The organism is Pseudomonas sp. 2hn (assembly GCF_019646095.1).
Classification (GTDB): Bacteria; Pseudomonadota; Gammaproteobacteria; order Pseudomonadales; family Pseudomonadaceae; genus Aquipseudomonas; species Aquipseudomonas peradeniyensis.
Genome location: NZ_CP081016.1, coordinates 4,069,005 through 4,094,188 on the forward strand (window position 1 = coordinate 4,069,005; position 25,184 = coordinate 4,094,188).

General features: G+C 65.7%; 20 protein-coding genes. 7 read left to right on the forward strand and 13 right to left on the reverse strand.

Annotated elements, in window-relative coordinates; translation table 11 throughout:
- Positions 1–62 precede the first annotated feature (62 nt).
- From K2O50_RS18330 to K2O50_RS18340, 3 genes are all read right to left on the reverse strand, one after another.
- Complete coding sequence (locus K2O50_RS18330; RefSeq protein ID WP_050704851.1) at positions 63–1,307, reverse strand: lipoprotein-releasing ABC transporter permease subunit; 1,245 nt, start codon at positions 1,305–1,307, stop codon at positions 63–65.
- A gap of 61 nt (positions 1,308–1,368) precedes the next feature.
- Positions 1,369–2,052, reverse strand: a complete 684-nt coding sequence (lolD, locus tag K2O50_RS18335; RefSeq protein ID WP_177330835.1) for a lipoprotein-releasing ABC transporter ATP-binding protein LolD — start codon at positions 2,050–2,052, stop codon at positions 1,369–1,371.
- A 7-nt stretch (positions 2,053–2,059) separates the two neighbouring features.
- Positions 2,060–3,310, reverse strand: coding sequence for a lipoprotein-releasing ABC transporter permease subunit (locus K2O50_RS18340; RefSeq protein ID WP_220689924.1), 1,251 nt, complete (start codon positions 3,308–3,310; stop codon positions 2,060–2,062).
- 93 nt (positions 3,311–3,403) lie between these two features.
- Here K2O50_RS18340 and K2O50_RS18345 point away from each other — a divergent pair, with 93 nt between their 5' ends.
- Positions 3,404–3,988, forward strand: coding sequence for a PilZ domain-containing protein (locus tag K2O50_RS18345; RefSeq protein ID WP_050704842.1), 585 nt, complete (start codon positions 3,404–3,406; stop codon positions 3,986–3,988).
- 32 nt (positions 3,989–4,020) lie between these two features.
- Positions 4,021–4,737 carry a glycerophosphodiester phosphodiesterase family protein gene (locus K2O50_RS18350; protein WP_050704841.1) on the forward strand — a complete coding sequence of 239 codons (717 nt, stop codon included), beginning with the start codon at positions 4,021–4,023 and terminating at the stop codon, positions 4,735–4,737.
- 48 nt (positions 4,738–4,785) lie between these two features.
- Here the strand turns inward: K2O50_RS18350 and sthA are convergent, their stop codons facing one another.
- From sthA to K2O50_RS18365, 3 genes are all read right to left on the reverse strand, one after another.
- Complete coding sequence (gene sthA, locus K2O50_RS18355; protein ID WP_050704840.1) at positions 4,786–6,180, reverse strand: Si-specific NAD(P)(+) transhydrogenase; 1,395 nt, start codon at positions 6,178–6,180, stop codon at positions 4,786–4,788.
- Between the two features lie 203 nt (positions 6,181–6,383).
- Positions 6,384–7,382 (reverse strand): FAD:protein FMN transferase, encoded by a 999-nt coding sequence (locus tag K2O50_RS18360; RefSeq protein WP_050704839.1) that lies wholly within the window; start codon positions 7,380–7,382, stop codon positions 6,384–6,386.
- Between the two features lie 227 nt (positions 7,383–7,609).
- Entirely contained in the window at positions 7,610–9,073 is a 1,464-nt protein-coding gene (locus tag K2O50_RS18365; protein WP_050704838.1) for a glyceraldehyde-3-phosphate dehydrogenase, read from the reverse strand.
- A 167-nt stretch (positions 9,074–9,240) separates the two neighbouring features.
- Between K2O50_RS18365 and mfd the strand changes: the two genes are divergently transcribed.
- From mfd to K2O50_RS18380, 3 genes are read left to right on the forward strand one after another with little or no spacing between them, the layout of a single operon-like run.
- Entirely contained in the window at positions 9,241–12,690 is a 3,450-nt protein-coding gene (gene mfd / locus K2O50_RS18370) for a transcription-repair coupling factor (RefSeq protein WP_050704837.1), read from the forward strand.
- A gap of 9 nt (positions 12,691–12,699) precedes the next feature.
- Positions 12,700–13,260 carry a CsiV family protein gene (locus K2O50_RS18375; RefSeq protein ID WP_050704836.1) on the forward strand — a complete coding sequence of 187 codons (561 nt, stop codon included), beginning with the start codon at positions 12,700–12,702 and terminating at the stop codon, positions 13,258–13,260.
- Between the two features lie 4 nt (positions 13,261–13,264).
- Positions 13,265–16,579 carry a DEAD/DEAH box helicase gene (locus tag K2O50_RS18380; RefSeq protein WP_082337686.1) on the forward strand — a complete coding sequence of 1,105 codons (3,315 nt, stop codon included), beginning with the start codon at positions 13,265–13,267 and terminating at the stop codon, positions 16,577–16,579.
- A gap of 120 nt (positions 16,580–16,699) precedes the next feature.
- Here the strand turns inward: K2O50_RS18380 and nagZ are convergent, their stop codons facing one another.
- Both nagZ and K2O50_RS18390 read right to left on the reverse strand, forming a co-directional pair.
- Complete coding sequence (nagZ, locus tag K2O50_RS18385) at positions 16,700–17,698, reverse strand: beta-N-acetylhexosaminidase (RefSeq protein WP_177330834.1); 999 nt, start codon at positions 17,696–17,698, stop codon at positions 16,700–16,702.
- Between the two features lie 191 nt (positions 17,699–17,889).
- Positions 17,890–18,594, reverse strand: a complete 705-nt coding sequence (locus tag K2O50_RS18390; RefSeq protein WP_028692735.1) for a TetR/AcrR family transcriptional regulator — start codon at positions 18,592–18,594, stop codon at positions 17,890–17,892.
- Positions 18,595–18,813: 219 nt separating this feature from the next.
- Between K2O50_RS18390 and lexA the strand changes: the two genes are divergently transcribed.
- Both lexA and sulA read left to right on the forward strand, forming a co-directional pair.
- Positions 18,814–19,422, forward strand: a complete 609-nt coding sequence (gene lexA / locus K2O50_RS18395; RefSeq protein ID WP_050704834.1) for a transcriptional repressor LexA — start codon at positions 18,814–18,816, stop codon at positions 19,420–19,422.
- Positions 19,423–19,435: 13 nt separating this feature from the next.
- Entirely contained in the window at positions 19,436–19,912 is a 477-nt protein-coding gene (sulA, locus tag K2O50_RS18400; protein WP_050704833.1) for an SOS-induced cell division inhibitor SulA, read from the forward strand.
- A 51-nt stretch (positions 19,913–19,963) separates the two neighbouring features.
- Here sulA and K2O50_RS18405 read toward each other — a convergent pair whose 3' ends face one another.
- The 5 genes from K2O50_RS18405 to fadA form a co-directional block, all read right to left on the reverse strand.
- Positions 19,964–20,197 carry a hypothetical protein gene (locus K2O50_RS18405; protein ID WP_023630868.1) on the reverse strand — a complete coding sequence of 78 codons (234 nt, stop codon included), beginning with the start codon at positions 20,195–20,197 and terminating at the stop codon, positions 19,964–19,966.
- Between the two features lie 51 nt (positions 20,198–20,248).
- Positions 20,249–20,770: a DUF6586 family protein gene (locus K2O50_RS18410; RefSeq protein ID WP_050704832.1), complete on the reverse strand. Its 522-nt coding sequence runs from the start codon at positions 20,768–20,770 to the stop codon at positions 20,249–20,251.
- A gap of 173 nt (positions 20,771–20,943) precedes the next feature.
- Positions 20,944–23,553, reverse strand: a complete 2,610-nt coding sequence (gene topA / locus K2O50_RS18415; protein WP_050704831.1) for a type I DNA topoisomerase — start codon at positions 23,551–23,553, stop codon at positions 20,944–20,946.
- Positions 23,554–23,653: 100 nt separating this feature from the next.
- A complete protein-coding gene (locus tag K2O50_RS18420) occupies positions 23,654–23,905 on the reverse strand; it encodes a DUF1653 domain-containing protein (RefSeq protein ID WP_050704830.1) in 252 nt (83 codons plus the stop codon).
- Positions 23,906–23,983: 78 nt separating this feature from the next.
- Entirely contained in the window at positions 23,984–25,159 is a 1,176-nt protein-coding gene (gene fadA / locus K2O50_RS18425) for an acetyl-CoA C-acyltransferase FadA (RefSeq protein ID WP_050704829.1), read from the reverse strand.
- Positions 25,160–25,184: the final 25 nt, after the last annotated feature.

The following is a 25,184-nucleotide window of genomic DNA, read 5'->3' on the forward strand; positions in this document are numbered from 1 at the left end:
CAGACCTCATACTTGCAGGCATCAAAGACCGGCGTGGGAGCGGGCTTGCCCCGCGATAGCGCTTACTCGTAACGCAACGCCATCGCCGGTTCGATCTGCGAGGCCCGGTAGGCAGGATAGATGGTCGCCAGGAAGCTCATCACCAGCCCGGCCACGCAGATGATCGCCACGTCGCCCCACTGCAGCTCCGACGGCAGGCTGCTGATGAAGTAGATGTCGGAGGTGAAGATGTGCTGCCCGCTGACCCGCTCGACCCAGCCGACCACGGCGCTGACGTTCAACGCCAGGAGCACCCCGAGCACGCCGCCGATCAAGGTGCCGACGATGCCGATCAGGCTGCCCTGGACCATGAACGTGCCCATGATCTGCGCCGGCGTCGCGCCGATGGTGCGCAGGATGGCGATGTCCGCGCCCTTGTCGTTCACCACCATCACCAGGGTGGCGATGATGTTGAAGGCGGCCACGGCGATGATCATCATCAGCAGCAGGCCGATCATGGTCTTTTCCATCTTCATTGCGCTGAACAGGCTGCCCTGGGTGTGCGACCAGTCGTCGGCGCGGTAGCCGTCGCCCAGCCCGGCGGCGATGGCCTTGGACACCTGCGGCGCGGCGTACAGGTCGTGCAGTTTCAGGCGCACGCCCTGCACCTGGCCCGGTGCCCAGCGCTGCATCTCGCCGGCGTCGGCGATATGGATATAGGCCTGGGAGCCATCCAGTTCGGCGCCGACCTTGAAGATCCCGACCACGGTCAGGCGCTGCATGCGCGGGGTGATGCCGCCCGGCTCCTTGCTGATCTCCGGAACGATCAGGGTCAGCTTGTCGCCGGTGTTCAGGCGAAAGCGTCGCGCCGTCAGCTCACCGATGACCACCCCGTACTCGCCCGGCACCAGGTCCTGCAGGCTGCCCTGGACGATATGCTGGGTGACGATGGAGACCTTGCCCTCCTCGGCCGGGTCGATGCCCGCGACCTGGATCGGCTGCATCGCCCCCTTGTACGAGAGCATGCCCTCCATCTCGGTGATCGGCGCCGCGGCCATCACCGCCGGATTGCCTTCGGCGGTGCTGGCGACCTTGCGCCAGTCGTCCAGCGGCTGCGCGCCGAGGATCGCGGCATGGGGCACCAGGCCGAGCACGCGCGAGCTCATCTCGCGCTGGAAGCCGTTCATCACCGACAGCACCGTGATCATCGCCAGCACGCCAAGCGACAGCCCGATCATCGAGGTCATGGAGATGAACGAGATGAAGTGGTTGCGGCGCTTGGCACGGGTGTAGCGAGCACCGATGAACAAGGACAAGGGTCTGAACATGAACAGGGATACCCAATCTAAGTGTGAACCGGAGCGCCTCAAGGCGCCCCGCGCAAGCGATTCAGATCGCCACCAGGCGCCCGTCTTCCAGGCTCAGCACGCGGTCCATCTGGCGCGCCAGGTTGAGGTCGTGGGTCACCACCAGGAAGGCGGTCTGCGAATGCGTGGACAGCTCGCGCATCAATTCCTGGATACCCATGGCCGTATGGTGGTCGAGGTTGCCGGTGGGCTCGTCGAGCATCACCAGGCCCGGACGATTGACCAGGGCGCGGGCGATCGCCACGCGCTGACGCTCACCACCGGACAGCTCGGCGGGCTTGTGATTCAGCCGGTGCCCCAGGCCGACGCGCTTGAGCAGTGCCTCGGCGCGCTCGCGGGCCTCGGCGATCGGCGTCTTGCCGATCAGCAGCGGCATGCAGGCGTTTTCCAGGGCGGTGAACTCCGCCAGCAGGTGGTGGAACTGGTAGACGAAGCCCAGTGCGCGGTTGCGCAGCAGGCCACGGGCCCGCTCGCCCAGCGCCGACAGCTCCTCGCCGGCCAGCCAGACACTGCCCTGGGTCGGCGTGTCGAGGCCGCCGAGCAGATTGAGCAAGGTACTCTTGCCCGAGCCCGAGCTGCCGACGATGGCCACCCGCTCGCCCGGGTGCAGCTCGAGGTTCAACCCCGACAATACCTGAACAGACTCCGGGCCTTCCTCGTAGCTCTTGCCCAGGTTGCGGCAGCTCAACACGGCTTTATCACTCATGCGCGACTCACTCATAACGTAGCGCCTCCGCCGGCTGGGTGCGCGAGGCGCGCCAGGCCGGATACAGGGTGGCGAAGAAACTCAGGACCAGCGCCGCACCACAGACCATGTACACGTCCTGGGCCTGGATCTGCGACGGCAGGTAATCGATGAAGTACACGTCGGCATTGAGGAACTTGTGCCCGATCAGGGTCTCGATGCCGGCGATGGCCGCGCTCACGTTGAGCGCGCCGAGGATGCCCAGCACCGCGCCGATCAGCGTGCCGACCACGCCGATCACCGTGCCCTGGACCATGAAGATGGCCATGATCTGCCCAGGCGTGGCGCCCAGGGTGCGCAGGATGGCGATGTCGCCGCGCTTGTCGTTGACCACCATCACCAGGGTGGAAATGATGTTGAACGCCGCCACCGCGACGATCAGCAGCAACAGCAGGCCGATCATGGATTTCTCCATGCGGATCGCCTGGTACAGGTTGCCGTGGGTGCGGGTCCAGTCACGCGGGTAGAACTCCTGCTCGCCCAACTGCTGGGCGATGGCCCAGGCGGCCCGCGGGGCCTGGAACAGGTCGTCGAACTTCAGGCGCACGCCCTGGACCTGGTCGGCCTTCCAGCGGTGCAGGCGCGACAGGTCGGCGATGTTGGTCAGCCCCAGGTAGCCGTCGATCTCGCCGGCGCCGACGTGGAAGGTGCCGACCACGGTGAAGCGCTTCATGCGCGGGAACATCCCCGCCGGGGTGACGCTGACCTCGGGGGCGACGAAGGTCAGCTTGTCGCCGATACCCACGCCCAGCTTCTGCGCGGCCCTGTCGCCGATCATGATGCCCCACTCGCCCGGGGCCAGCTTGTCGAGGCTGCCGTCGAGGACGAACTTGTCGATGATCGACACCTCGCGCTCGCGGGCCGGGTCGATGCCGTTGAGCAGCACCTTCTGCACCTTGCCTTCATGGGTCAGCAGGCCCTGCATCTGGGTGAACGGCGCGACCGCCAGCACCTGCGGATTCTGCTTTACTTTAGAGGCGAGGGCCTGCCAGTCGTCGATCGGCTGGCCGGTCTCCAGCGTGGCGTGGGGGATCATCCCCAGCACGCGGGTACGCATCTCGTGGTCGAACCCGTTCATCACCGAGAGCACCACGATCATCACCACCACGCCCAGGGCGAGGCCGATCATCGAGGTGAGCGAAATGAACGAGACGAAGTGATTGCGGCGCTTGGCACGGGTGTAGCGCGTACCAATGAATACGAATAGAGGTCTGAACATGTCGGGGCTTGTTCGGATGAAAGGGAACGTCCTTGTGGCGAGGCGCCTACGGCGGCTTTACACTCGGACCACCGCCGTAACCTTGGGTTCGCCATGACGACATTAGACGAAGAAGATCGCCGCGAATACTACCGCATCGAAGATCGGATCGCACTTCAAATCAGCCCCCTCAGCGCGGCCGAAGCCCTTGAAACAGAACTGTTGCAGGATGATTCCGAGCTGTTCAACCTGCTCAGCGAGCTGCACCTTTCGGACTTCGAGTCGCAGCACCTGTTGCGCCAGCTGAGCGAAAAAGACCGCACCCTGGCCGCCTTCCTGCGCGCCCAGAACAAACGTCTCGACTTGCTCAGCGCCGTGGTCGCCCAGACCCTGATCGGCGAAATCGGCCAGCCGCAGCCGGTGATCATCTCTGAAGGCGGCATCGAGTTCGCCCAGGCGCAGAAGATCGCCACTGGCACCCGGGTCAAGGTGAAGATGGTGCTGATGCCCCGCGCCCACGGCCTGCTCCTGCGCGGCCGGGTCACCCACTGCGACCCGCGCCCCGACGGCGACTTCGAGGTCGGTACCGAGTTCATCGACATGACCGACGCCCAGCGTCAGTTGCTGGCCCGCTACATTTTGCAGCGCCAGCAACAGCAACGACGCCAGGCGCTGGAACAGAACGACCCCGCTTCCTGAAGCCCTTTTCTCTCTGATTTGAAGGAACGAACGTGACCTTGATCTATGGCCACCGCGGCGCCAAGGGCGAAGCGCCCGAGAATACCCTGCAGAGTTTCCGCCAGTGCCTGTCCCATGGCGTGGACCGCTGCGAACTCGACCTGCACCTGTCGGCCGACAACGAGCTGATGGTGATCCACGATCCGACCCTCAAGCGCACCACCGGCCGGCGCGGCAAGGTGGTCGAGCACACGGCGGCCGAGCTGGTCACCTATGATGCGCGCAAGGGCGGCCCGGGGCATGTGCAGCCCTGCCCCATCCCACGGCTCGAGGAATTGTTCGAGAAGTGCCCGTTCGAGCACTGGCAGCTGGAGGTCAAGAGCGCCTCGCGCACCCGTGCCGCCAGCACCGTGCTGGCGATCCGCGAACTGGCCCAGCAATACGGGCTGCTGGACAAGGTCACCATCACCTCGAGCTCACGGGAAGTGCTGGGTGCCGCCCAGGAGCTGGTGCCCGACATCAAGCGCGGACTGGTTGCCGAGTACGCCTGGCTCGACCCGCTGAAGGTCGCGCAGAACTACGACTGCGAGATGCTGGCGTTGAACTGGACGCTGTGCACCCCCGAGCGCCTGATCAAGGCGCAGCGCCAGGGCTTGCACGTGTCGGTATGGACGGTCAACGAACCGGCGCTGATGCGCCGGCTCGCCGACTTTGGCGTGGACAGCCTGATTACAGACTTTCCCGGTTTGGCCAGGACCACCCTCGGGTAGGGCTGAAATCGGTCTCCCCGACCGGCTCAGGCCACCGGTCGGAGCCGCTCAAAAAAGCCGGTTCAGACCATCGTAGGCGGCTACCCGATAGGCTTCGGCCATGGTCGGGTAGTTGAAGGTGGTGTTGACGAAGTACTTCAGGTTGTTCTGTTCGCCCGGCTGGTTCATCACCGCCTGGCCGATGTGGACGATCTCCGAAGCCTGGTAGCCGAAGCAGTGCACGCCGAGGACCTCGAGGGTCTCGCGGTGGAACAGGATCTTCAGCATGCCTTGCGGCTCGCCGGCGATCTGCGCGCGGGCCATGCTCTTGAAGAAGGCCTTGCCCACTTCGTAGGGCACCTTGGCCTGGGTCAGTTCCTGCTCGTTCTTGCCGATCGAGCTGATCTCCGGAATGGTGTAGATGCCGGTCGGCACGTCGTTGACGAAGCGCCAGCTGCCGTTGTCGACGATGCTGCCGGCGGCCGAGCGGCCCTGGTCGTGGGCGGCGCTGGCCAGGCTCGGCCAGCCGATCACGTCACCGGCGCCATAGATGTTCGACACGCTGGTGCGGTAGGTCTCGTCGACCTCTATCTGGCCACGGCTGTTGACCTTGATGCCGATGTTCTCCAGGCCCAGCTTGTCGGTGTTGCCGGTACGACCGTTGCACCACAGCAAGGCGTCGGCCTTGATCTTCTTGCCCGACTTCAGGTGCAGGATCACCCCGTTGTCCAGGCCTTCGACGCGGTCGTATTCCTCGTTGTGGCGCACGGTGATGTTGTTGTTGCTGAAGTGGTAGCTCAGCGCCTGGGAGATTTCCGAGTCGAGGAAGCTCAGCAGCTGGCCGCGGTTGTCGACCAGCTCGACCAGCACGCCCAGGCCGCTGAAGATCGAGGCGTATTCGCAACCGATCACCCCGGCACCGTAGACGATCAGCTTGCGCGGGGTGTGGCTCAGGCTGAGGATGGTGTCGCTGTCGTAGACGCGCGGGTGGTGGAAGTCGATGTCGGCCGGGCGGTACGGGCGCGAGCCGGTGGCGATGATGATGTGCTTGGCGTTGAGCTTCTCGACCACGCCGTTGGGGCAGACCACTTCGACGGTCTGCTCGTCGGCGAAGCTGCCGGTGCCGACGAACACGTCGACGCGGTTGCGCGCGTAGTAGCCGGTGCGCGAGGCAACCTGCTTGCTGATGACCTTCTCGGCGCTCTTGAGCACGTCGGGGAAGGAGAACCAGCGCGGCTCGCCGATGGCGCGGAACATCGGGTTGGTGTTGAACTGCATGATCTGCCGCACGGAGTGACGCAGCGCCTTGGACGGGATGGTGCCCAGGTGGGTGCAGTTGCCGCCGACCTGGCGACGGCTGTCGACCATGGCCACCTTGCGCCCTGCTTTGGCGGCGTTCATTGCCGCGCCTTCTCCGGCCGGACCGGAACCCAGCACCACTACGTCGTAGTTGTAGACAGCCATGCGTACTCCTTCAGAACTGGCCCGCCGGCCGGATGGCCGCGGGGCGCGATCATGTCGCCGGGGCGCCATGAGAAAATTCGGGTGCAGTCTAATCAAGCGTGAACGCCGCGCACATTAACCCTTGGTCGCGTCGTAGGCCATTATTGCCTGCACTACATGTCGTTTCACCGTATCCATGGCATTGATCATCCGTGGCTTGCCTTTCACTCGCCTTTCACCAGCCGCTCGAAGGCCGGCGTGGAACGGGAGACGAAACCACCCTCGACCCGGGTCACCAGCACCGCGGCGATGCCGTGGGCGATGGCGAAGTCCCAGCCCTGCTGCGGCCCGAGGATCAACAGCACGGTCGAGTAGCCGTCGGCCTGCAGCGCCGAGGCGTCGAGCACCGTCACCGCCGCCAGGTCGTGCTCGACCGGGCGCCCGAGACGGGCGTCGAAGGTGTGCGAATAGCGCCGGCCATTGTCCTCGAAATAATGCCGATAGTCACCCGAGGTCGACACGGCCATGTCCTCCACGTCGATGACCTGGCGGGCGATCTGGCGGTCCTCGCGCGGCAACTCCAGGGCCACCCGCCAGGCACTGCCGTCGGGCTTGCGGCCCACGGCCTTGAGCTCGCCGGTGGCTTCGGCGAGAAACGCCTCGATACCCATGGCGCGCAGGCGCTGGGCGATCAGGTCGACGGCGTGGCCGGCGGCGATGCTGTTGAAATCCAGCTCGATGGCGGCGTCCTTGCACAGGGCCTCGCCCTCGATGCGCAGGTGGCGGTAGCCCACGCGCTGGCGAGCACGGGCCAGCGCCTGCGGGTCGGGCACGTGCATCTCGCGGGCCTGGGGGCCGAAGCCCCAGAGGTCGAGCAGCGGCTCGACGGTGAGGTCGAAGGCGCCCTGGCTCTGCTCGGCCAGGTGCTGGCCGAAGCTGGCCAGCTCGAACAGGTCGGCGTCGATGGGCAGGCACTGGTTGGCCGCAAGCTGGTTGAAACGGCTGACGGTGGAGTCGCCGCGGTAGGTGGAGTAGCGGGCATCGATGGCCTGGAGGATGGCCTCGACCTCGGCCTGGACCTGCTCGGGCGCCGGACCGCCGGGTTGGCGCACGTACTGGATGCTGTAGCTGCTGCCCATGGTAGGGCCGCCGAAGCGTTCTAGGGTGGGAGTTGGCTCGCAGGCGGACATCAGGATGAGGATGAAGATTAAAAGCGCACGCAATCTCTAGATCTCGACTGTCAGGACTGACCCTATCGCGGGGCAAGCCCGCTCCCACGCTGGTGATGCTTGTCGCTCTATTTCCTGCGCGGCTGCACTGCCGGCTCACTACTTACTAAGATCGCACATCGGCCGGCGTGGGAGCGGGCTTGCCCCGCGATAGGGCCATCGAATCCTGAAAAAAAACGGGAACCCGAAGGTTCCCGTTTTTTCAACGCATTACAAGCGGATCAGCGTGGAAACGCTGGCGGGTTCACACCGGCCATGTCTTCCATCACGCGCACCACCTGGCAGCTGTAACCGAATTCGTTGTCGTACCAGACGTACAGGACAACGCGGTTGTCGTTGCAGATGGTCGCCTCGGCGTCGACCACACCGGCGTGGCGCGAGCCGACGAAGTCGGTCGATACCACTTCCTGGGAGCTGACGTAGTCGATCTGCTTGTGCAGCTCGGAGTGCATGGCGGTCTGGCGCAGGTACTCGTTCAGCTCTTCGCGGGTGGTGGCCTTCTCGAGGTTCAGGTTGAGAATGGCCATCGACACGTTCGGCGTCGGCACACGGATGGCGTTGCCGGTCAGCTTGCCCTTGAGCACCGGCAGGGCCTTGGCGGCGGCGGTGGCGGCACCGGTCTCGGTGATGACCATGTTCAGCGGCGCGGCGCGGCCACGACGGCTGCCCTTGTGGAAGTTGTCGATCAGGTTCTGGTCGTTGGTGAACGAGTGAACGGTTTCGACGTGACCGTTGACGATGCCGTACTGGTCGTTGATGGCCTTGAGCACCGGCACGATGGCGTTGGTGGTGCAGGACGCCGCCGAGATGATCTTGTCGTCGGCGCTGATGTCGCCGTGGTTGATGCCGTGCACGATGTTCTTCAGCGCGCCCTTGCCAGGTGCGGTGAGGATCACGCGGGCAGCGCCCGGGCAGGCCAGGTGCTGGCCCAGGCCATCGGCGTCACGCCATACGCCGGTGTTGTCGACGATCAGCGCATCGTGGATGCCGTACTGGGTGTAGTCGACTTCGCTCGGGCTCTTGGCGTAGATCACCTGGATCAGGTTGCCGTTGGCGGTGATGGTGTTGTTGGCTTCATCGATGACGATGGTGCCGTCGAACGGACCGTGCACCGAGTCGCGGCGCAGCAGGCTGGCGCGCTTGACCAGGTCGTTCTCGGCGCCCTTGCGCACGACGATGGCGCGCAGGCGCAGGCCGTCGCCGCCACCGGTCTTCTCGATGAGGATGCGCGCCAGCAGGCGGCCGATGCGGCCAAAGCCGTACAGGACGACGTCGGTGCCCTTGCGTGCGGAAGCGTTCTGCTGACCCACGACATCGGCCAGTTCGTCACGGACGAACTGCTCGGCGCTGCGGCCATTGCCTTCGACCTTGAACTTGTTGGCCAGCTTGCCCAGGTCCACCGAGGCGGCGCCCAGCTTCAGCTCGCTCATGGCCTTGAGCAGGGGGAATGTCTCGTGGACGGACAGCTCGGTCTCGTCGGTCTGACGGTGACGGGCAAAGCGGTGGGCTTTGAGGATCGAGATAACCGAACGGTTGATCAGGCTGCGGCCATAGATCGAGCTCACCACGTTGTTGTTGCGGTAGAGCTGACCGATAAGCGGGATCATCGCTTCAGCCAGGGCTTCACGATCGATCCACTCACCAAGACACTGGTCGGGCTTCTGAGTCACGGTAACCTTCCACATGTAGGGGAACAAAAAAGGGGCTACATTATGACGCCCCTCGGCGTATCGGGCAATGAGCGCCTGTCGCCGACGCCAGACCCCGTCGTCATGCCCTCGCGAGCCTGACAGCGAGCCCCGGCACCGGTACAATCGACCTCTTTGCCGCAACGCTTGGAGTCCGATCTCCCGTGTCAGTTCTGCGCCTACCGCAAATGTCGGCCACGGCCGGCAAACAAACCTGGGGCAACCTGCCCGGCGCCGCCTTGAGCCTGGCCATCGCCGAGGCGGCCAGTACCGCCGGTCGCTTCACCTTGCTGCTGACCGCCGACAGCCAGGCGGCCGATCGCCTCGAGCAGGAGCTGCGCTTCTTCGCGCCGGCGCTGCCGGTGCTGCCGTTCCCCGATTGGGAAACCCTGCCCTACGACCTGTTCTCGCCGCACCAGGACATCATCTCCCAGCGCATCGCCAGCCTCTACCGGCTGCCGGAACTGGACCACGGCATCCTCGTCGTGCCGATCACCACCGCCCTGCACCGCCTGGCCCCCACGCGCTTCCTGCTGGGCAGCAGCCTGGTGCTGGACGTCGGCCAGAAGATCGACGTCGAGCAGATGCGCACGCGCCTCGAGGCCAGCGGCTACCGCTGCGTCGACACGGTCTACGAGCATGGCGAGTTCGCCGTGCGCGGCGCGCTGATCGACCTGTTCCCCATGGGCAGCAAGCAGCCGTACCGCATCGACCTGTTCGACGACGAGATCGAGACCCTGCGCACCTTCGACCCGGAGTCGCAGCGTTCGATCGACAAGGTCGACTCGATTCGCCTGCTGCCGGCGCGCGAGTTCCCCATGCAGAAGGACGAGGTGACGCGCTTCAAGGCGCGCTTCCGTGAACGGTTCGACGTGGATTTTCGCCGCAGCGCGATCTTCCAGGACCTGACAAGCGGCATCATCCCCGCCGGCATCGAGTACTACCTGCCGCTGTTCTTCGAAGAGACCGCCACCCTGTTCGACTACCTGCCGACGGACACCCAGGTGTTCTCCCTGCCGGGCGTGGAGCAGGCCGCCGAGCACTTCTGGAACGACGTGCGCGGGCGCTATGAAGAGCGTCGCGGCGACCTCAGCCGGCCGCTGCTGCCGCCGGCGGAGCTGTTCATGCCGGTGGAGGACTGCTTCGCCCGCCTCAAGCAATGGCCACGGGTGGTGATCGGTGCCGACGACGTCGAGCCCGGCGTCGGCCGCGAGCGCTTCCCGGCCCGCGCCCTGCCCAACCTGGCCATCGAAGCCAAGGCCAACCAGCCGCTGGCGGAGCTGGCGAGCTTCCTCGACCAGTTCCCCGGCCGCGTGCTATTCACGGCGGAATCGGCGGGCCGGCGCGAAGTGCTGCTGGAACTGCTCGAACGCCTGAAGCTGCGCCCGCACACCGTCGACGGCTGGGCCGACTTCGTCAGTGGCGGTGAACGCCTGGCGATCACCATCGCGCCGCTGGACGACGGCCTGCTGCTGGACGACCCCAGCCTGGCCCTGGTCGCCGAAAGCCCGCTGTTCGGCCAGCGCGTGATGCAGCGCCGGCGCCGCGAGAAACGTGGCGAGGCGGCCAACGACGCGGTGATCAAGAACCTCACCGAGCTGCGCGAAGGCGCCCCGGTGGTGCACATCGACCACGGCGTGGGCCGCTACCTGGGCCTGGCGACCCTGGAGATCGACGGCCAGGCCGCCGAGTTCCTCACCCTCGAATACGCCGAGGGCGCCAAGCTCTACGTGCCGGTCGCCAACCTGCACCTGATCGCCCGCTACACCGGCAGCGACGACGCCCTGGCGCCACTGCACCGGCTGGGCTCCGAAGCCTGGCAGAAAGCCAAGCGCAAGGCTGCCGAACAGGTGCGCGACGTTGCCGCCGAGCTGCTCGACATCTATGCCCGCCGCGCCGCGCGCAAAGGCTATGCCTTCGCCGATCCGGCCGCCGACTACGCCACCTTCAGCGCCGGCTTCCCGTTCGAGGAAACCCCCGACCAGCAAGCCGCCATCGAGGCGGTACGCGCCGACATGCTCGCCAGCCAGCCGATGGACCGCCTGGTGTGTGGCGACGTCGGCTTCGGCAAGACCGAGGTGGCCATGCGCGCCGCCTTCATCGCCGTGCACGGCGGACGCCAGGTCGCATTGCTGGTACCCACCACCCTGCTCGCCCAGCAGCACTACAACAGCTTCCGCGACCGCTTCGCCGACTGGCCGGTGAAGGTCGAGGTGATGAGCCGCTTCAAGTCGGCCAAGGAAGTCGCCAGCGCCGCGGCGGACCTGGCCGAAGGCAAGATCGACATCCTCATCGGCACTCACAAGCTGTTGCAGGACGACGTGCGCTTCAAGGACCTGGGCCTGGCCATCATCGACGAGGAACACCGCTTCGGCGTGCGCCAGAAAGAGCAGCTCAAGGCCCTGCGCAGCGAGGTGGACATCCTCACCTTGACCGCAACGCCCATTCCACGGACGCTGAACATGGCGGTGTCGGGCATGCGCGACCTGTCGATCATCGCCACCCCGCCGGCCCGGCGCCTGTCGGTGCGCACCTTCGTCATGGAGCAGAACAAGAGCACGGTCAAGGAGGCGCTGCTGCGTGAACTGCTGCGCGGTGGCCAGGTGTACTACCTGCACAACGACGTCAAGACCATCGAGAAGTGCGCCGCGGAACTGGCCGAACTGGTGCCCGAGGCGCGCATCGGCATCGGTCACGGGCAGATGCGCGAGCGCGAACTCGAACAGGTGATGAGCGACTTCTATCACAAGCGCTTCAACGTGCTGATCGCCTCGACCATCATCGAGACCGGCATCGACGTGCCCAGCGCCAACACCATCGTCATCGAACGCGCCGACAAGTTCGGCCTGGCCCAGCTGCACCAGCTGCGCGGCCGGGTAGGTCGTAGCCACCACCAGGCCTACGCCTACCTGCTGACGCCGCCGCGCCAGCAGATCAGTGCCGATGCCGAAAAGCGCCTGGAGGCCATCGCCAACACCCAGGACCTGGGCGCAGGTTTTGTCCTGGCCACCAACGACCTGGAGATCCGCGGCGCCGGCGAGCTGCTCGGCGAAGGCCAGAGCGGGCAGATCCAGGCGGTTGGCTTCACCCTGTACATGGAAATGCTCGAGCGCGCGGTCAAGGCCATCCGCAAGGGCACCCAGCCGAACCTCGAGCAGCCGCTCGGCGGCGGCCCGGAGATCAACCTGCGCCTGCCGGCGCTGATCCCCGAGGACTACCTGCCCGACGTGCATGCGCGCCTGATCCTCTACAAGCGCATCGCCTCGGCGGCCGACGAAGAGGGCCTCAAGGACCTGCAGGTGGAAATGATCGACCGCTTCGGCCTGCTGCCCGAGCCGACCAAGAACCTGATGCGCCTGACCCTGCTCAAGCTGCAGGCGGAAAAGCTCGGTATCAAGAAAGTCGATGCCGGCCCCAATGGCGGCAAGCTCGAGTTCGAGGCCGAGACCCCGGTCGACCCACTGACCCTGATCAAGCTGATCCAGGGCCAGCCCAAACGCTACAAGTTCGAAGGCGCGACCCAGTTCCGCTTCCTGGTACCGATGGAACGCCCCGAAGAACGTTTCAACACCCTGGAAGCGCTGTTCGAGCGCCTCACCCCACAAAATCCATAAGGAAGCTTCATGCGTGCCATCCGTTGCCTGACCCTGCTGCTGGCCCTGCTCGCGCCAGCTGCCTTCGCCGCAGGCCCCTACCAGGTGGAAATGATCCTGGTGCGGCAGAACGCCGTGCCGGCGATCACCAGCCCGTTCGCCCCGGAAGACTGGAGCGCCGGCGCGCCGCGCCTGGAAAAAGGCGCCGAGCGCCCGACCGGCCTGGGTGACGAAGTCACCCGCCTGCAGGCCACCGCCGACTACACCGTGCTGCTGCACAAGGCCTGGCAGCAGGACGGCGATACCGTCGCCGTGAGCGCCGGTGACGAGCAATTCGGCCATTTCCCCATCGAAGGCAACCTGAGCATCAGCGAAGATCGCTTCATCGCCGTCGACGCCAACTTCTGGGTCAACCAGCTCGACGGCAACGGCAGCGTGATGCAGAGCGAACAGCTCAAGCAGAGCAACAGCAACATGAAGGCCGGCCAGCTGACCTTCTTCGATGGCGGGCATCTGGCGCTGCTGCTCAGGGTTTCGCCGGCCGGCATGCGCAAGATCCCGCTGCCGGATCCGGAAATGATGGAGCAGTGAAACCGTGAACGCCGATGTGCAGAAGCTGGCGGCCGAGAACCCGAGCTGGAAGCGCGATTTTTCCGCGGCCACCCTGCAACGTGGTGAACGGTACGCCGAACAGGGCCTGGTGCAGATCCAGTCCCACGGCGACTCGCGCATCGCGTCCACCTGCCACGGCAGCGGCGGCAATGTCTATCGCCAGCGGATCATCATCACTGCCGGCCCCTCCGGGCAGTGCCATGTGCGCGGCGACTGCTCCTGCCCGGTCGGCACCAACTGCAAGCACTGCGCCGCCGCGCTCTATACCCTGGCCAACAGCTACGGACACGTCGCGGCCAACGGCGACCAGTTGCCCCATCACCTGCAGCACTGGCTGCAGGGGCTGGAGCCGCCTGCGCCCAGGCAAGACGGCGCTGAAGACCGGCGCGGGCGCATGGTCTGCTACGAGTTGATGCTCGTCGATGACCACAGCAGCTGCGCGCTGCGCGTGCGCAAGGGTACTCGCGAAGAGCACGGCATCCGCTACAGCCGCATCCATTCGTTATACGAATTACTTTACGAGCCGCCGAAGTACGTCAAGGAGGAAGACCTGCGCATCCTGCGCCAGCTCTCCGCGCAGAACGCGCCCTATGGCCAGGAACGCGGCTACACGCTCAAAGGTCATGAAGGCGGCGAATTGCTGCAGCGGGTGCTGGACACCGGGCGCCTGATGTTCATTGAAGAGCTGCCGCTGCTGCTGCAGGGCGCAGAGCGCCGGGCACAGTTCCGCTGGGTTCGCCTGGACAACGGTGACTACCGGGGCATGTGGTACTGCGGCGAGCAGCCGCTAAATTGCATACTGCCGCTGATACCGCTGTTCTATTTCGATATCGATACCAAGGAAGTCGGCACCGTCGGCCACGACCTGGATCCGCACACTGCCCTGCAGCTGTCCCTTGCTCCCGATGTACCGGAACACCTCATCGTGCCCCTCAGCCACAAGCTCAACGCCCTCAATCATCACCTGCCGACGCCCACCACCGTGCAGCAGGAGCAGCTCGACGACATCCAGCCGACCCCGCACCTGACCCTCGGCAGCCTCGAATTCAGCGCCTACACGCCCAAGACCGGACGCATGCAACGGCAGATGCAGCACCGCGCCGCGCTGGCGTTCGACTACGACGGCCTGCGCGCCAGTGGCGGCGACGACAAGCCACTGAGCCGCCTGGTGGGCAGCACCAGCCAGCGCATCCGCCGCCAGCCCCAGACCGAGCAGGCCCTGCGCAAGGTGTTGCGCGAGCATGGCTTCAAGCCCGCCACCCGCCAGAGCAAGGCCCTGCCCGACAGCGCCGGCGAGATGCTCCAGTTGCCTGACGACGAAGCCTGGCTGCGCTTCGCCCGCGAAGGCCTGCCGCGCCTGCGTGAGGCCGGCTGGGCCATCGATGTGCACCGCGACTTCGCCTTCAACCTGCACGAGGTCGACGACTGGTACGCCACCATCGATGAAGCACCGGGCCACGAATGGTTCGACCTGGAACTGGGCATCGTCGTCGAGGGCCAGCGCCACAGCCTTCTGCCGATCGTCCTGCAGCTGCTGCGCGCCAGCCCCGAGCTGCTGCGCCCCAGCGAACTGGCGCGGCGCAGTGACGATGAACACCTGCTGATCGACCTCAACCGCGCCCGCCACGACAGCCCGGCGCTGCGTGTCGCCCTGCCCTATGGGCGAATCAAGGCGGTGATGGGCACCTTGGGCGAGTTGTACCTGCACGACGACGTCAGCGGCCCGAGCCTGCGTCTGGAGCGCGCCGACGCGGCGCGACTGAACGACATCGACCACCTGCCGCTGCAGTGGGAAGGGGGCAGCCAGGTGCGCGACCTGGGCCGGCGCCTGCGCGACGCCCGCGATCTGCAGGTGGCACCGCCCAAGGGCCTGAACGCCACCCTGCGCCCCTACCAGCAGCAAGGCCTGAACTGGCTGCAGGCCCTGCGCGAGATGGGCACCGGCGGCATCCTCGGCGACGACATGGGCCTGGGCAAGACCCTGCAGACCCTGGCCCACCTGCTGCTGGAGAAGGAAGCCGGACGCCTGGCCCACCCGGCACTGGCGGTGATGCCCACCAGCCTGGTACCGAACTGGCTAGACGAAGCCCGGCGCTTCGCCCCCGACCTGCGCGTCCTGGCCCTGCACGGCCCCGGCCGCAACAAGCACTTCGCCAACCTGGCCGACTACGACCTGGTGCTGACCACCTACGCCCTCGTCCCCCGCGACCTGGAACACCTCAAGGCCCAGCCCTGGCACCTGCTGGTGCTGGACGAGGCGCAGAACATCAAGAGCAGCACCAGCAAGGCCGCCCAGGCCGTGCGCGAGCTGCAGGCCAGCCAGCGGCTGTGCCTGACCGGCACGCCGATGGAGAACAACCTCGGCGAGCTGTGGTCGATCTTCCACTTCCTGATGCCCGGCTGGCTGGGTGACAGCAAGCGCTTCACCCAGGACTACCGCACCCCGATCGAACGCCACGGCGATGCCGAGCGCATGGCCCACCTGGCCAGCCGCATCCGCCCGTTCCTGCTGCGCCGCACCAAGGAGCAGGTGGCCACCGAACTGCCGGCCAAGACCGAGATGATCCACTGGGTCGAGCTCAGCGACGCCCAGCGCGACACCTACGAAGCGGTGCGGGTGGCGATGGACAAGAAGGTCCGCGACGAGATCGCCCGCAATGGCGCCGCCCGCAGCCAGATCGTCATCCTCGACGCGCTGCTCAAGCTGCGCCAGGTGTGCTGCGACCTGCGCCTGGTCAAGGGCACCGAGACCAAGGGCACGTTCGCCGACAAGGGCAAGCTGGGCAGCCTGCTGGAAATGCTCGAGGAGCTGCTCAGCGAGGGGCGCAAGGTGCTGCTGTTCTCGCAGTTCACCTCGATGCTGGCGCTGATCGAGTTCGAGCTGGAGAAGCGCGGCATCCGCTACAGCCTGCTGACCGGCGACACCCGCGACCGCCGCGCGCCGGTGCAACAGTTCCAGAACGGCGACAGCGAGGTGTTCCTGATCAGCCTCAAGGCCGGCGGCACCGGGCTGAACCTGACCGCCGCCGACACCGTGATCCACTACGACCCGTGGTGGAACCCGGCCAGCGAGAACCAGGCCACCGACCGCGCCTACCGCATCGGCCAGGACAAGCCGGTGTTCGTGTTCAAGCTGATCACCCGGGGCACGGTGGAGGAGAAGATCCAGCAGTTGCAACAGGAGAAGGCGGCGCTGGCGGCCGGGTTGCTCGATGGCGGGCAGGCCGGGCAATGGCGGCTGGGGGATGACGAGATCGAGGCGCTGTTCGCGCCGCTGCCGGGTAAGCGCGGGCGTTAAGCCAGGCTTTTCCCGTGCCGGCCTCTTCGCGGGTAAACCCGCTCCCACAGGGACGGCGTATTCCTTGAGGGTGACGCCTTACCTGTGGGAGCGGGTTTACCCGCGAAGAAGCCAACGCGGTCAATCGACCAGCTGGGCTTCCTTCAACGCCCCCAGCGCCTCCAGCCAACGCGGCTGCTGGCGGTAATCGGTACGCGCGAAGCCCTGCCCGCGCATCCGCGCGATCCGTGGCGACGGCTTGACCTTCATCCGCTGCGCCGCGCTCAACGCCAGCTCCGCCGCCGCCCGGTCGTTGCACACCAGGCCCATGTCGCAGCCGGCGCTCAGGGCCGCCTCGATACGACTGGCGGCATCGCCCACCACATGGGCGCCGGCCATGGACAGGTCGTCGCTGAAGATCACCCCGTCAAAGCCCAGCTCGCCCCGCAGGATGTCCTGCAGCCAGCGCCGGGAGAAGCCGGCCGGCTGGTTGTCGACCTGCGGATAGATCACATGGGCCGGCATCACCGCCGCCAACTGGCCACCCAGGCGGGTGAACGGCACCAGGTCGGCGGCGCGCAGCTGCTCCAGGCTGCGCTCGTCGACCGGGATCGCCACATGGGAGTCGGCTTCGGCCCAGCCGTGGCCGGGGAAATGCTTGCCGCAGGCAGCCATGCCCGCGGCGTTCATGCCGCGGATGAACGCACCGGCCAGCTCGGTGGCACGCTGTGGATTGCCTTCGAAGGCGCGGCTGCCAACCACGGCGCTGCGCTGGTGATCGAGGTCCAGCACCGGAGCGAAGCTCAGGTCCAGGCCCACCGCCAGCACCTCGGTGGCCATCAGCCAGCCGCACTGCTCGGCCAGGTACTCGGCATTGGCGTTGTCGGCGATCGCGCGCATGGCCGGCAGGCGCACGAAGCCCTGGCGCAGGCGCTGGACCCGCCCGCCTTCCTGGTCCACGGCGAGGATCAGCTCGGGGCGAATCGCGCGGATCGACGCGCACAGCTCGCGCACCTGGCGCGGGCTGTCGACGTTGCGGGCGAAGATGATCAGGCCGGCCACTTCGGGCTGGCGCAGCAGATGGCGGTCTTCGGCGGTCAGCCATTTACCGGCGATATCCACCATCAGGGAGCCTTGCAGGCTGGCAGTCATAGGGAGTCCTTCATGGGAGGTCCAGGGGCGCTTCGCCGTGGCGCGGGCGCACGCAAGCATCGGACAACGAAGTGCCCGATGGTTCAGTGGCGAAGCGGCCGTGCTGGCGGAAAATGCGGCGAGAGACAAGGTCAGACATGCGCGCTAGCTTAGCGCAAGCGCCCTGCCCCGCCCAGTGCTCAGGCCTTGGCGGGGGCGGCGGACTTGCTGCGCGGACGCAACTGCGCCGTGGCCATGGCCTCGTCGGTGACGCCGCTGTCGGCGCGCATGCCGGCGGCCAGGAACGGCACCATCAGGCGCATGACCTGCTCGATCGAGGTGTTGATGCCGAAATCGGTCTCGGCGATGGCCCGCAGGGCCTTGATCCCCGACATGCTGAACGCTGCGGCGCCGAGCATGAAGTGCACGCGCCAGAACAGCTCCAGCGGCGGGATGCGCGGCGCGGCCTCGTTGACCAGCAGCATGTAGCGGCGGAACACCTTGCCGTACATGTCTTCCAGGTAGCGCCGCAGGTGCCCCTGGCTCTGGCTGAAGGCCAGGCCCAGCAGGCGCATGAAGATCGACAGGTCGTTGTTGCTGCGCGGCTGCACGGCCAGGGCCTGTTCCACCAGCATCTCCAGCAGCTCTTCGAGCGAGGCCTTCTGCTCGGGACGCGCCTGACGACGCTCCAGCTCGCGCTCCAGGCTCGCGCAGAACGGCCCCAGGAAGCGCGAGAACACCGCCTGGATCAGGGCCTTCTTCGAACCGAAATGGTAGTTCACCGCCGCCAGGTTGACCCCGGCCTTGCTGGTGATCAGCCGCAATGAGGTTTCCGCGAACCCGCGCTCCGCGAACAGCTGCTCCGCCGCATCGAGGATGCGTTCAACGGTTTCCGATTGGGCCATGACTACTCCGCCTGACAAACAGTTGTTTGAAACATACGTTTCAGGCCTGCCGATGTCAAGGCTGGGTGACCGGTCGGTCGCCATTTAAAAGCGCCAAGAGTCAGGCTGCAAGCGACAAGATGCGTCGGCGTTTCGATCTTTCTTGGTCCGGGTGGGTTGCAGGCCGCGAGCCACTGTATATAATTCCAGTCACTGTATAAAAAGACAGAGCCCTCGCCCATGCTGAAACTGACGCCACGCCAAGCCGAGATTCTGGCCTTCATCAAGCGCTGCCTCGAAGACAACGGCTTCCCGCCGACCCGCGCCGAGATCGCCCAGGAGCTGGGCTTCAAGTCGCCCAACGCCGCCGAGGAACACCTGAAGGCCCTGGCCCGCAAGGGTGCCATCGAGATGACCCCCGGCGCCTCCCGCGGCATCCGCATTCCCGGCCTGGAGCCGAAAAGCGACGACAGCGGCCTGCCCATCATCGGCCGGGTCGCCGCCGGCGCGCCGATCCTCGCCGAGCAACACATCGAGGAATCCTGCAACATCAACCCGGCCTTCTTCCATCCCCGCGCCGACTACCTGTTGCGCGTGCACGGCATGAGCATGAAGGACATCGGCATCTTCGACGGCGACCTGCTGGCCGTGCACACCACCCGCGAAGCCCGCAACGGCCAGGTGGTGGTGGCCCGCATCGGCGACGAAGTGACCGTCAAGCGCTTCAAGCGCGAAGGCAGCAAGGTCTGGCTGATCGCCGAAAACCCCGAATTCGCCCCCATCGAAGTCGACCTGAAGGAACAGGAGCTGGTGATCGAGGGCTTGAGCGTCGGCGTCCTGCGCCGCTGAACCAGGAGGCGTCATGCAGCCGTTCACCCATGCACCCCAGCAAGCCCAGCTGCCGCTGTTCGAGGCCTTTCTCGCCCAGCCGGTGCTACCCGGCCTCAAGCCCGCTCCGGCAGCGCGCAAGAGCAGCCAGCCCGAGCTGTTCAGCGAACTGGCCCTGCGCGGCGCGCCCGGGCATTGCCAGAGCCTGCTGGCGCCGGTCCTGCGCGAACTCAGCGAAGAAGACGACAGCCGCTGGCTGACGCTCATCGCCCCGCCCGGCAGCCTCACCCAGGCCTGGTTGCGCGATGCAGGTCTCAACCGTGAACGTATCCTGCTGCTGCAACCCGGTGGCAACCAGACCGCCCTGCAACTGGCCTGCGAAGCGCTGCGCCTGGGCCATAGCCACACCGTGGTCAGCTGGCTGGGCACCCTCAACGGCAGCGCTCGCCAACAGCTGCAGCGCGCCGCCGCCAGCGGAAACGCACAAAGCCTGAACATCCGCCTCGGCTGATGTTCAGGCTTTGCCTGTCAAACGCTTGAAACCCTGGGCAGGTAACCTGCCTCAGTGAAGGACGCGCGGCCCCTCTTCACGCTCGAAGTCACCCTCGACGAGGCGGCCGGCCATCTGCACGCCGACGCTGAGCATGGCCTTGGCCACTTCCACATGCTGTCCTTGCAGGAATGCCTTGGCATCCTCGGAGAAATCCAAGGTCACCAGGGAGCCTTCATCCTCGGCACGGCGCAGCTCGATCCGGCCATCAGGCAACTCGACAATTTCTAGAAAGGACGTTGACATAAAGGGCCTACTTTTCACGAAAGGCCATCAGTGTACCAGCCATGGCGGCGGTCAGCACTCACTCAGCGCTTCGCGGAATCGTCTCACCAGGCTTTTCAGGTTCTGCCGCCAGGCTTCAAGCTCCTCGCGGGAAAGCTCGGCCGGCTCGGGCTCGTCCAGATTGACGGCCTGGATCAGCGGCTGGGTGACGTCGCCCTTCACGGCTTTCTTCGCGACCGGCGGTCGGAACAAATCGGCATAAGCGGCCAGCAGGCGCGCCAGCCAGGTTTCCGGCTGACGGGCCAGCTCCAGCAACTCGGCCATTTCCGGTATCGCCACGCTCTGCAGCACCTCGTCGCTGAACAGCAGCTCGGCCCGTGACGCCGAGGCCTGGGGCAAGCGGTAGAAACCGGCGATCTCGTGACACAGCCCCAGCAGCGCGCCATACAGGTGGAACAGCGCCGATTCGCGCTCGGCCTGGAGCAGGCCCTGGGCGTTCATGGCCTGGCTGTCGGCGGCCTTGGCCATGGATTCCAGGGCAAGGCCGGCGAAGAACAGTTTCTGGTTGGTGCGGGTGTAGAGTTCCTGGGCCATTTTCCATGACCTCCCATGGGCAGCAAGGCGATATCGCAGTTTCGGGGCTGCCAAGCGTTACCGCAAGCACAAACGATCGCGGGGCAAGCCCGCTCCCACGAGGTCCAAGCAGAACCTCGTGGGAGCGGCGGTGCGCCGATGCGACTTGCCCCGCGATGAGCCTGAGACTCAGATCAGCGCTTGTCTTCGACCTTCCACGCCTTGCCGTCGTAGAACGCCTTCCAGCCGGTCGGCTTGCCGTCGACCTCGGATTGCACGTACTGCTCCTTGGTCTTGCGGCTGTAGCGAATCACCGTCGGGCGACCGTCCGGGTCCTTCTGCGGCGCTTCGCAGAGGAAGTGGTACTTCGGATCGATCTCGTGCTTGTGCGGGACGATCTCCAGCACCAGTGGCGCGCGGGTTTCACGGTTCTTCGGGAACTGGCTGGCGGCCAGGAACAGGCCCGAGGCGCCGTCGCGCAGCACATAGGTGTCGTCGACCTTTTCGCACTTGAGCTCCGGCATGTCCACCTTGTCCATCTTCGGCGGCGCTGCCTCGCCGCTCTTGAGCAACTTGCGGGTGTTCTTGCAGGTGGGGTTGGTGCAGCCGAAGAACTTGCCGAAACGGCCGGTCTTGAGCTGCATCTCGCTGCCGCACTTGTCGCATTCCAGGCTCGGGCCTTCGTAGCCCTTGATGCGGTAGCTGCCCTCCTCGATCTCGTAGCCAGCGCAATCCGGGTTGTTGCCACAGATGTGCAGCTTGCGCTTCTCGTCGAGCAGGTAGGCGTCCATCGCCGTCGAGCAGATCGGGCAGCGGTGCTTGCCGCGCAACACCAGCGACTCGGACTCACCTTCGTCGTCGGCGGCGATCTCGTCGCCCGGCACCAGGTTGACCGTGGCCTTGCAGCGCTCCTTCGGCGGCAGGCTGTAGCCCGAGCAGCCGAGGAACACGCCGGTGGAGGCGGTACGGATCATCATCGGCCGGCCGCATTCCTTGCAGGCGATGTTGGTCAGGGTCGGCTGGTTGGCGCGCATGCCGTGCTCGCTGGACTCGGCGGTCTGCAGCTTCTTGCTGAAGTCGCCATAGAACTCGTCGAGGACGTTTTTCCAGTCACGCTCGCCCTGGGCCACATCGTCGAGGTTCTCTTCCATGCCGGCGGTGAAGCCGTAGTCCATCAGGTTGGCAAAGCTCTCGGACAGGCGCTCGGTGACGATGTCGCCCATCTTCTCGGAGTAGAACCGGCGGTTGTGCAGTGTCACATAACCGCGATCCTGGATGGTCGAGATGATCGCCGCATAGGTCGATGGACGGCCGATGCCGCGCTTTTCCATTTCCTTGACCAGGCTCGCTTCGGTGAAGCGCGCCGGCGGCTTGGTGAAGTGCTGGCTGGGGTCGAGCTGGATCAGCTTGAGCGCCTCGCCCTGGGCCATTTCCGGCAGCACGTCGTCCTCGCCCGGCTTGCTCTGTTGCGGCAGGACGCGGGTGTAACCGTCGAACTTGAGGATGCGGCCCTTGGCACGCAGCTCGAACTCGCCGGCCACCACGGTGACGCTGGTGGACAGGTATTGCGCCGGCGGCATCTGGCAGGCCAGGAACTGGCGCCAGATCAGCTCGTACAGGCGCTCGGCGTCACGCTCCATGCCGCTGAGTTTGGTCGGATGGGTGTTCACGTCCGACGGACGAATCGCCTCGTGCGCCTCCTGGGCGCCTTCCTTGCTGCCGTAGACGATCGGCGCGGCGGGCAGGTATTGCTTGCCGAATTCTTTCTCGATGTAGCTGCGGGCCATCTCGACGGCGTCGGTCGACAGGTTGGTCGAGTCGGTACGCATGTAGGTGATGTAGCCGGCTTCGTACAGACGCTGGGCCATCATCATGGTCTTCTTCACCCCGAAGCCCAGGCGGTTGCTCGCGGCCTGCTGCAGGGTGGAGGTGATGAACGGCGCCGACGGCTTGCTGCTGGTCGGCCGGTCCTCGCGCTTGCTCACGCTGTAGCTGGAGGCCTTGAGCTTTTCCAGCGCGGCCATGGCCTGGGCTTCGTTGAGCGGCTTGAAGGCCTCGCCCTTCTCGCGGGCCACCTCGAAACGCACCTTGGCGTTCTTGGCGGTGCCCAGGTCGGCGTGGACTTCCCAGTACTCTTCCGGGTTGAACGCGCGGATCTCGCGCTCACGCTCGACCACCAGCTTCACCGCCACCGACTGCACGCGGCCGGCGGACAGGCCGCGGGCGATCTTGGCCCACAACAGCGGCGAGACCATGTAGCCGACCACGCGGTCGAGGAAGCGCCGCGCCTGCTGGGCGTTGACCCGGTCGATATCGAGCTCGCCCGGCTGGGAGAAGGCTTCCTGGATCGCCTTTTTGGTGATCTCGTTGAACACCACGCGCTTGTAGCGGCTGTCGTCACCACCGATGGCTTCGCGCAGGTGCCAGGCAATGGCTTCCCCCTCGCGATCCAAGTCGGTTGCGAGATAGATGGTGTCGGCATCCTTGGCCAGGCGGCGCAGCTCCTCGATCACCTTCTCCTTGCCGGGAAGGATCTCGTACTTGGCCTTCCAGCCCGCCTCCGGGTCGACACCCATGCGCGCGACCAGGGTGCGGCGCGCCTTCTCCTTCGGCGACAAGGCCGGAGCCTCGGCCGCGGCCTTGCCGCGCTTGGCCGCCGGTTCCTTGCTCGCACTGGCGGAACCGCTGGTGGGAAGGTCACGGATGTGGCCGATACTCGACTTCACCACGTACTGGCTGCCCAGGTACTTGTTGATGGTCTTGGCCTTGGCCGGGGATTCCACAATGACCAGCGATTTGCCCATGGATCGGAGTATTCCTGAATCTGAAGATGAAAAACGCGTCAGGTGCCGGACGCGGCACCGCTATATATAGTGGCAAAAGAGTGAGGTCAAGCGTGGTCGATCACTCGTGCGCCTTGCCAAGCCGCTCGCCCAGCCCCTCTTCGGCCTTGACCAAAGCAAAGCGTGGCACCTGCTCGCCGTCAACCTCGACGGACTCCTGGAACATCGAAAGTGGCCTGACCCAGAAGCTGTAGTCACCATACAGGCACTGGTAGAAGACCATCCACTCTTCGCTCTCGGAATGCCGCGCCGCGCTGAACACGCGGTATTCAGGGCCTTTGTAATGCCGGTACACACCAGGTTGTATCTGCATGTCACTCGCCCTCTTGAACAAATCCTGTAAAAAACAAAAACCGGGGCACATGGCCCCGGCTGCTGTCCCGCGACGCGATCAGACGCGTTCGAAGACAGTGGTGATGCCTTGGCCCAGGCCGACACACATGGTGGCGACGCCCAGGGTACCGCCATTCTGCTTCATGACGTTGAGCAGGGTGCCGGAGATCCGCGCACCGGAGCAACCGAACGGGTGGCCCAGGGCGATGGCGCCGCCGTGCAGGTTAACCTTCTCATCCATCTTGTCGAGCACTTTCAGGTCCTTCAGCACCGGCAGGGCCTGTGCGGCGAAGGCTTCGTTGAGCTCGAAGAAGTCGATGTCGGCGATGGTCAGGCCAGCGCGCTTGAGGGCTTTCTGCGTCGCCGGAACCGGGCCGTAGCCCATGATCGCAGGGTCGACACCGGCCACCGCCATCGAGCGGATCACCGCCAGTGGCTGGATCCCCAGGTCCATGGCGCGCTGGCCGGACATGACGATCATGCACGAGGCGCCGTCGGTGATCTGCGAGGAGGTACCTGCGGTGACGGTGCCACCTTTGGGGTTGAACGCCGGCTTGAGCGACGCCAGGCCTTCGAGGGTGGTTTCCGGGCGAATGGTCTCGTCGTAGTCGAAGACCTTCAGGAAGCCGTTCTCGTCGTAACCCTGCATCGGGATGATCTCGTCCTTGAACTTGCCCTCGACCGTCGCCTTGTGGGCGAGCTGGTGCGAACGCAGGCCGAACAGATCTTGTTGCTCACGGGTGATGCCGTGCATCTTGCCGAGCATCTCGGCGGTCAGGCCCATCATCCCGGAAGCCTTGGCGGCGTGCAAGGACATGTGCGGGTTGGGGTCGACGCCGTGCATCATGCTGACGTGCCCCATGTGCTCGACACCACCGACCACGAACACATCACCGTTGCCGGTCATGATCGCCTGGGCGGCGGTGTGCAGCGCGCTCATCGACGATCCGCACAGGCGGCTGACGGTCTGGGCGGCGGAGGTGTGCGGGATCTGGGTCATCAGCGAAGCCATGCGGGCGATGTTCCAGCCCTGCTCCAGGGTCTGGTTGACGCAGCCCCAGATCACGTCCTCGACTTCCTTCGGATCGACCTTGTCGTTGCGCTCCAGCAGCTTGCTGATCAGGTGCGCGGACATGTCCTCGGCACGGGTGTTGCGGTGCATGCCACCCTTGGAACGGCCCATCGGCGTGCGACCGAAGTCGACAATCACCACGTCTCTTGGATTCAGGCTCATATCAATATTCTCGCTCTAGCTCGTT

Coding starts and splice junctions, on each gene's coding strand:
- K2O50_RS18390 (WP_028692735.1), bottom strand. CDS start 18,594: ATGGCCCAATCGGAAACCGTTGAACGCATCCTCGATGCGGCGGAGCAG.
- lolD (WP_177330835.1), bottom strand. CDS start 2,052: ATGAGTGATAAAGCCGTGTTGAGCTGCCGCAACCTGGGCAAGAGCTAC.
- K2O50_RS18345 (WP_050704842.1), top strand. CDS start 3,404: ATGACGACATTAGACGAAGAAGATCGCCGCGAATACTACCGCATCGAA.
- K2O50_RS18410 (WP_050704832.1), bottom strand. CDS start 20,770: ATGGCCCAGGAACTCTACACCCGCACCAACCAGAAACTGTTCTTCGCC.
- K2O50_RS18330 (WP_050704851.1), bottom strand. CDS start 1,307: ATGTTCAGACCCTTGTCCTTGTTCATCGGTGCTCGCTACACCCGTGCC.
- fadA (WP_050704829.1), bottom strand. CDS start 25,159: ATGAGCCTGAATCCAAGAGACGTGGTGATTGTCGACTTCGGTCGCACG.
- lexA (WP_050704834.1), top strand. CDS start 18,814: ATGCTGAAACTGACGCCACGCCAAGCCGAGATTCTGGCCTTCATCAAG.
- topA (WP_050704831.1), bottom strand. CDS start 23,553: ATGGGCAAATCGCTGGTCATTGTGGAATCCCCGGCCAAGGCCAAGACC.
- K2O50_RS18375 (WP_050704836.1), top strand. CDS start 12,700: ATGCGTGCCATCCGTTGCCTGACCCTGCTGCTGGCCCTGCTCGCGCCA.
- sulA (WP_050704833.1), top strand. CDS start 19,436: ATGCAGCCGTTCACCCATGCACCCCAGCAAGCCCAGCTGCCGCTGTTC.
- K2O50_RS18405 (WP_023630868.1), bottom strand. CDS start 20,197: ATGTCAACGTCCTTTCTAGAAATTGTCGAGTTGCCTGATGGCCGGATC.
- K2O50_RS18420 (WP_050704830.1), bottom strand. CDS start 23,905: ATGCAGATACAACCTGGTGTGTACCGGCATTACAAAGGCCCTGAATAC.
- K2O50_RS18365 (WP_050704838.1), bottom strand. CDS start 9,073: ATGTGGAAGGTTACCGTGACTCAGAAGCCCGACCAGTGTCTTGGTGAG.
- K2O50_RS18340 (WP_220689924.1), bottom strand. CDS start 3,310: ATGTTCAGACCTCTATTCGTATTCATTGGTACGCGCTACACCCGTGCC.
- sthA (WP_050704840.1), bottom strand. CDS start 6,180: ATGGCTGTCTACAACTACGACGTAGTGGTGCTGGGTTCCGGTCCGGCC.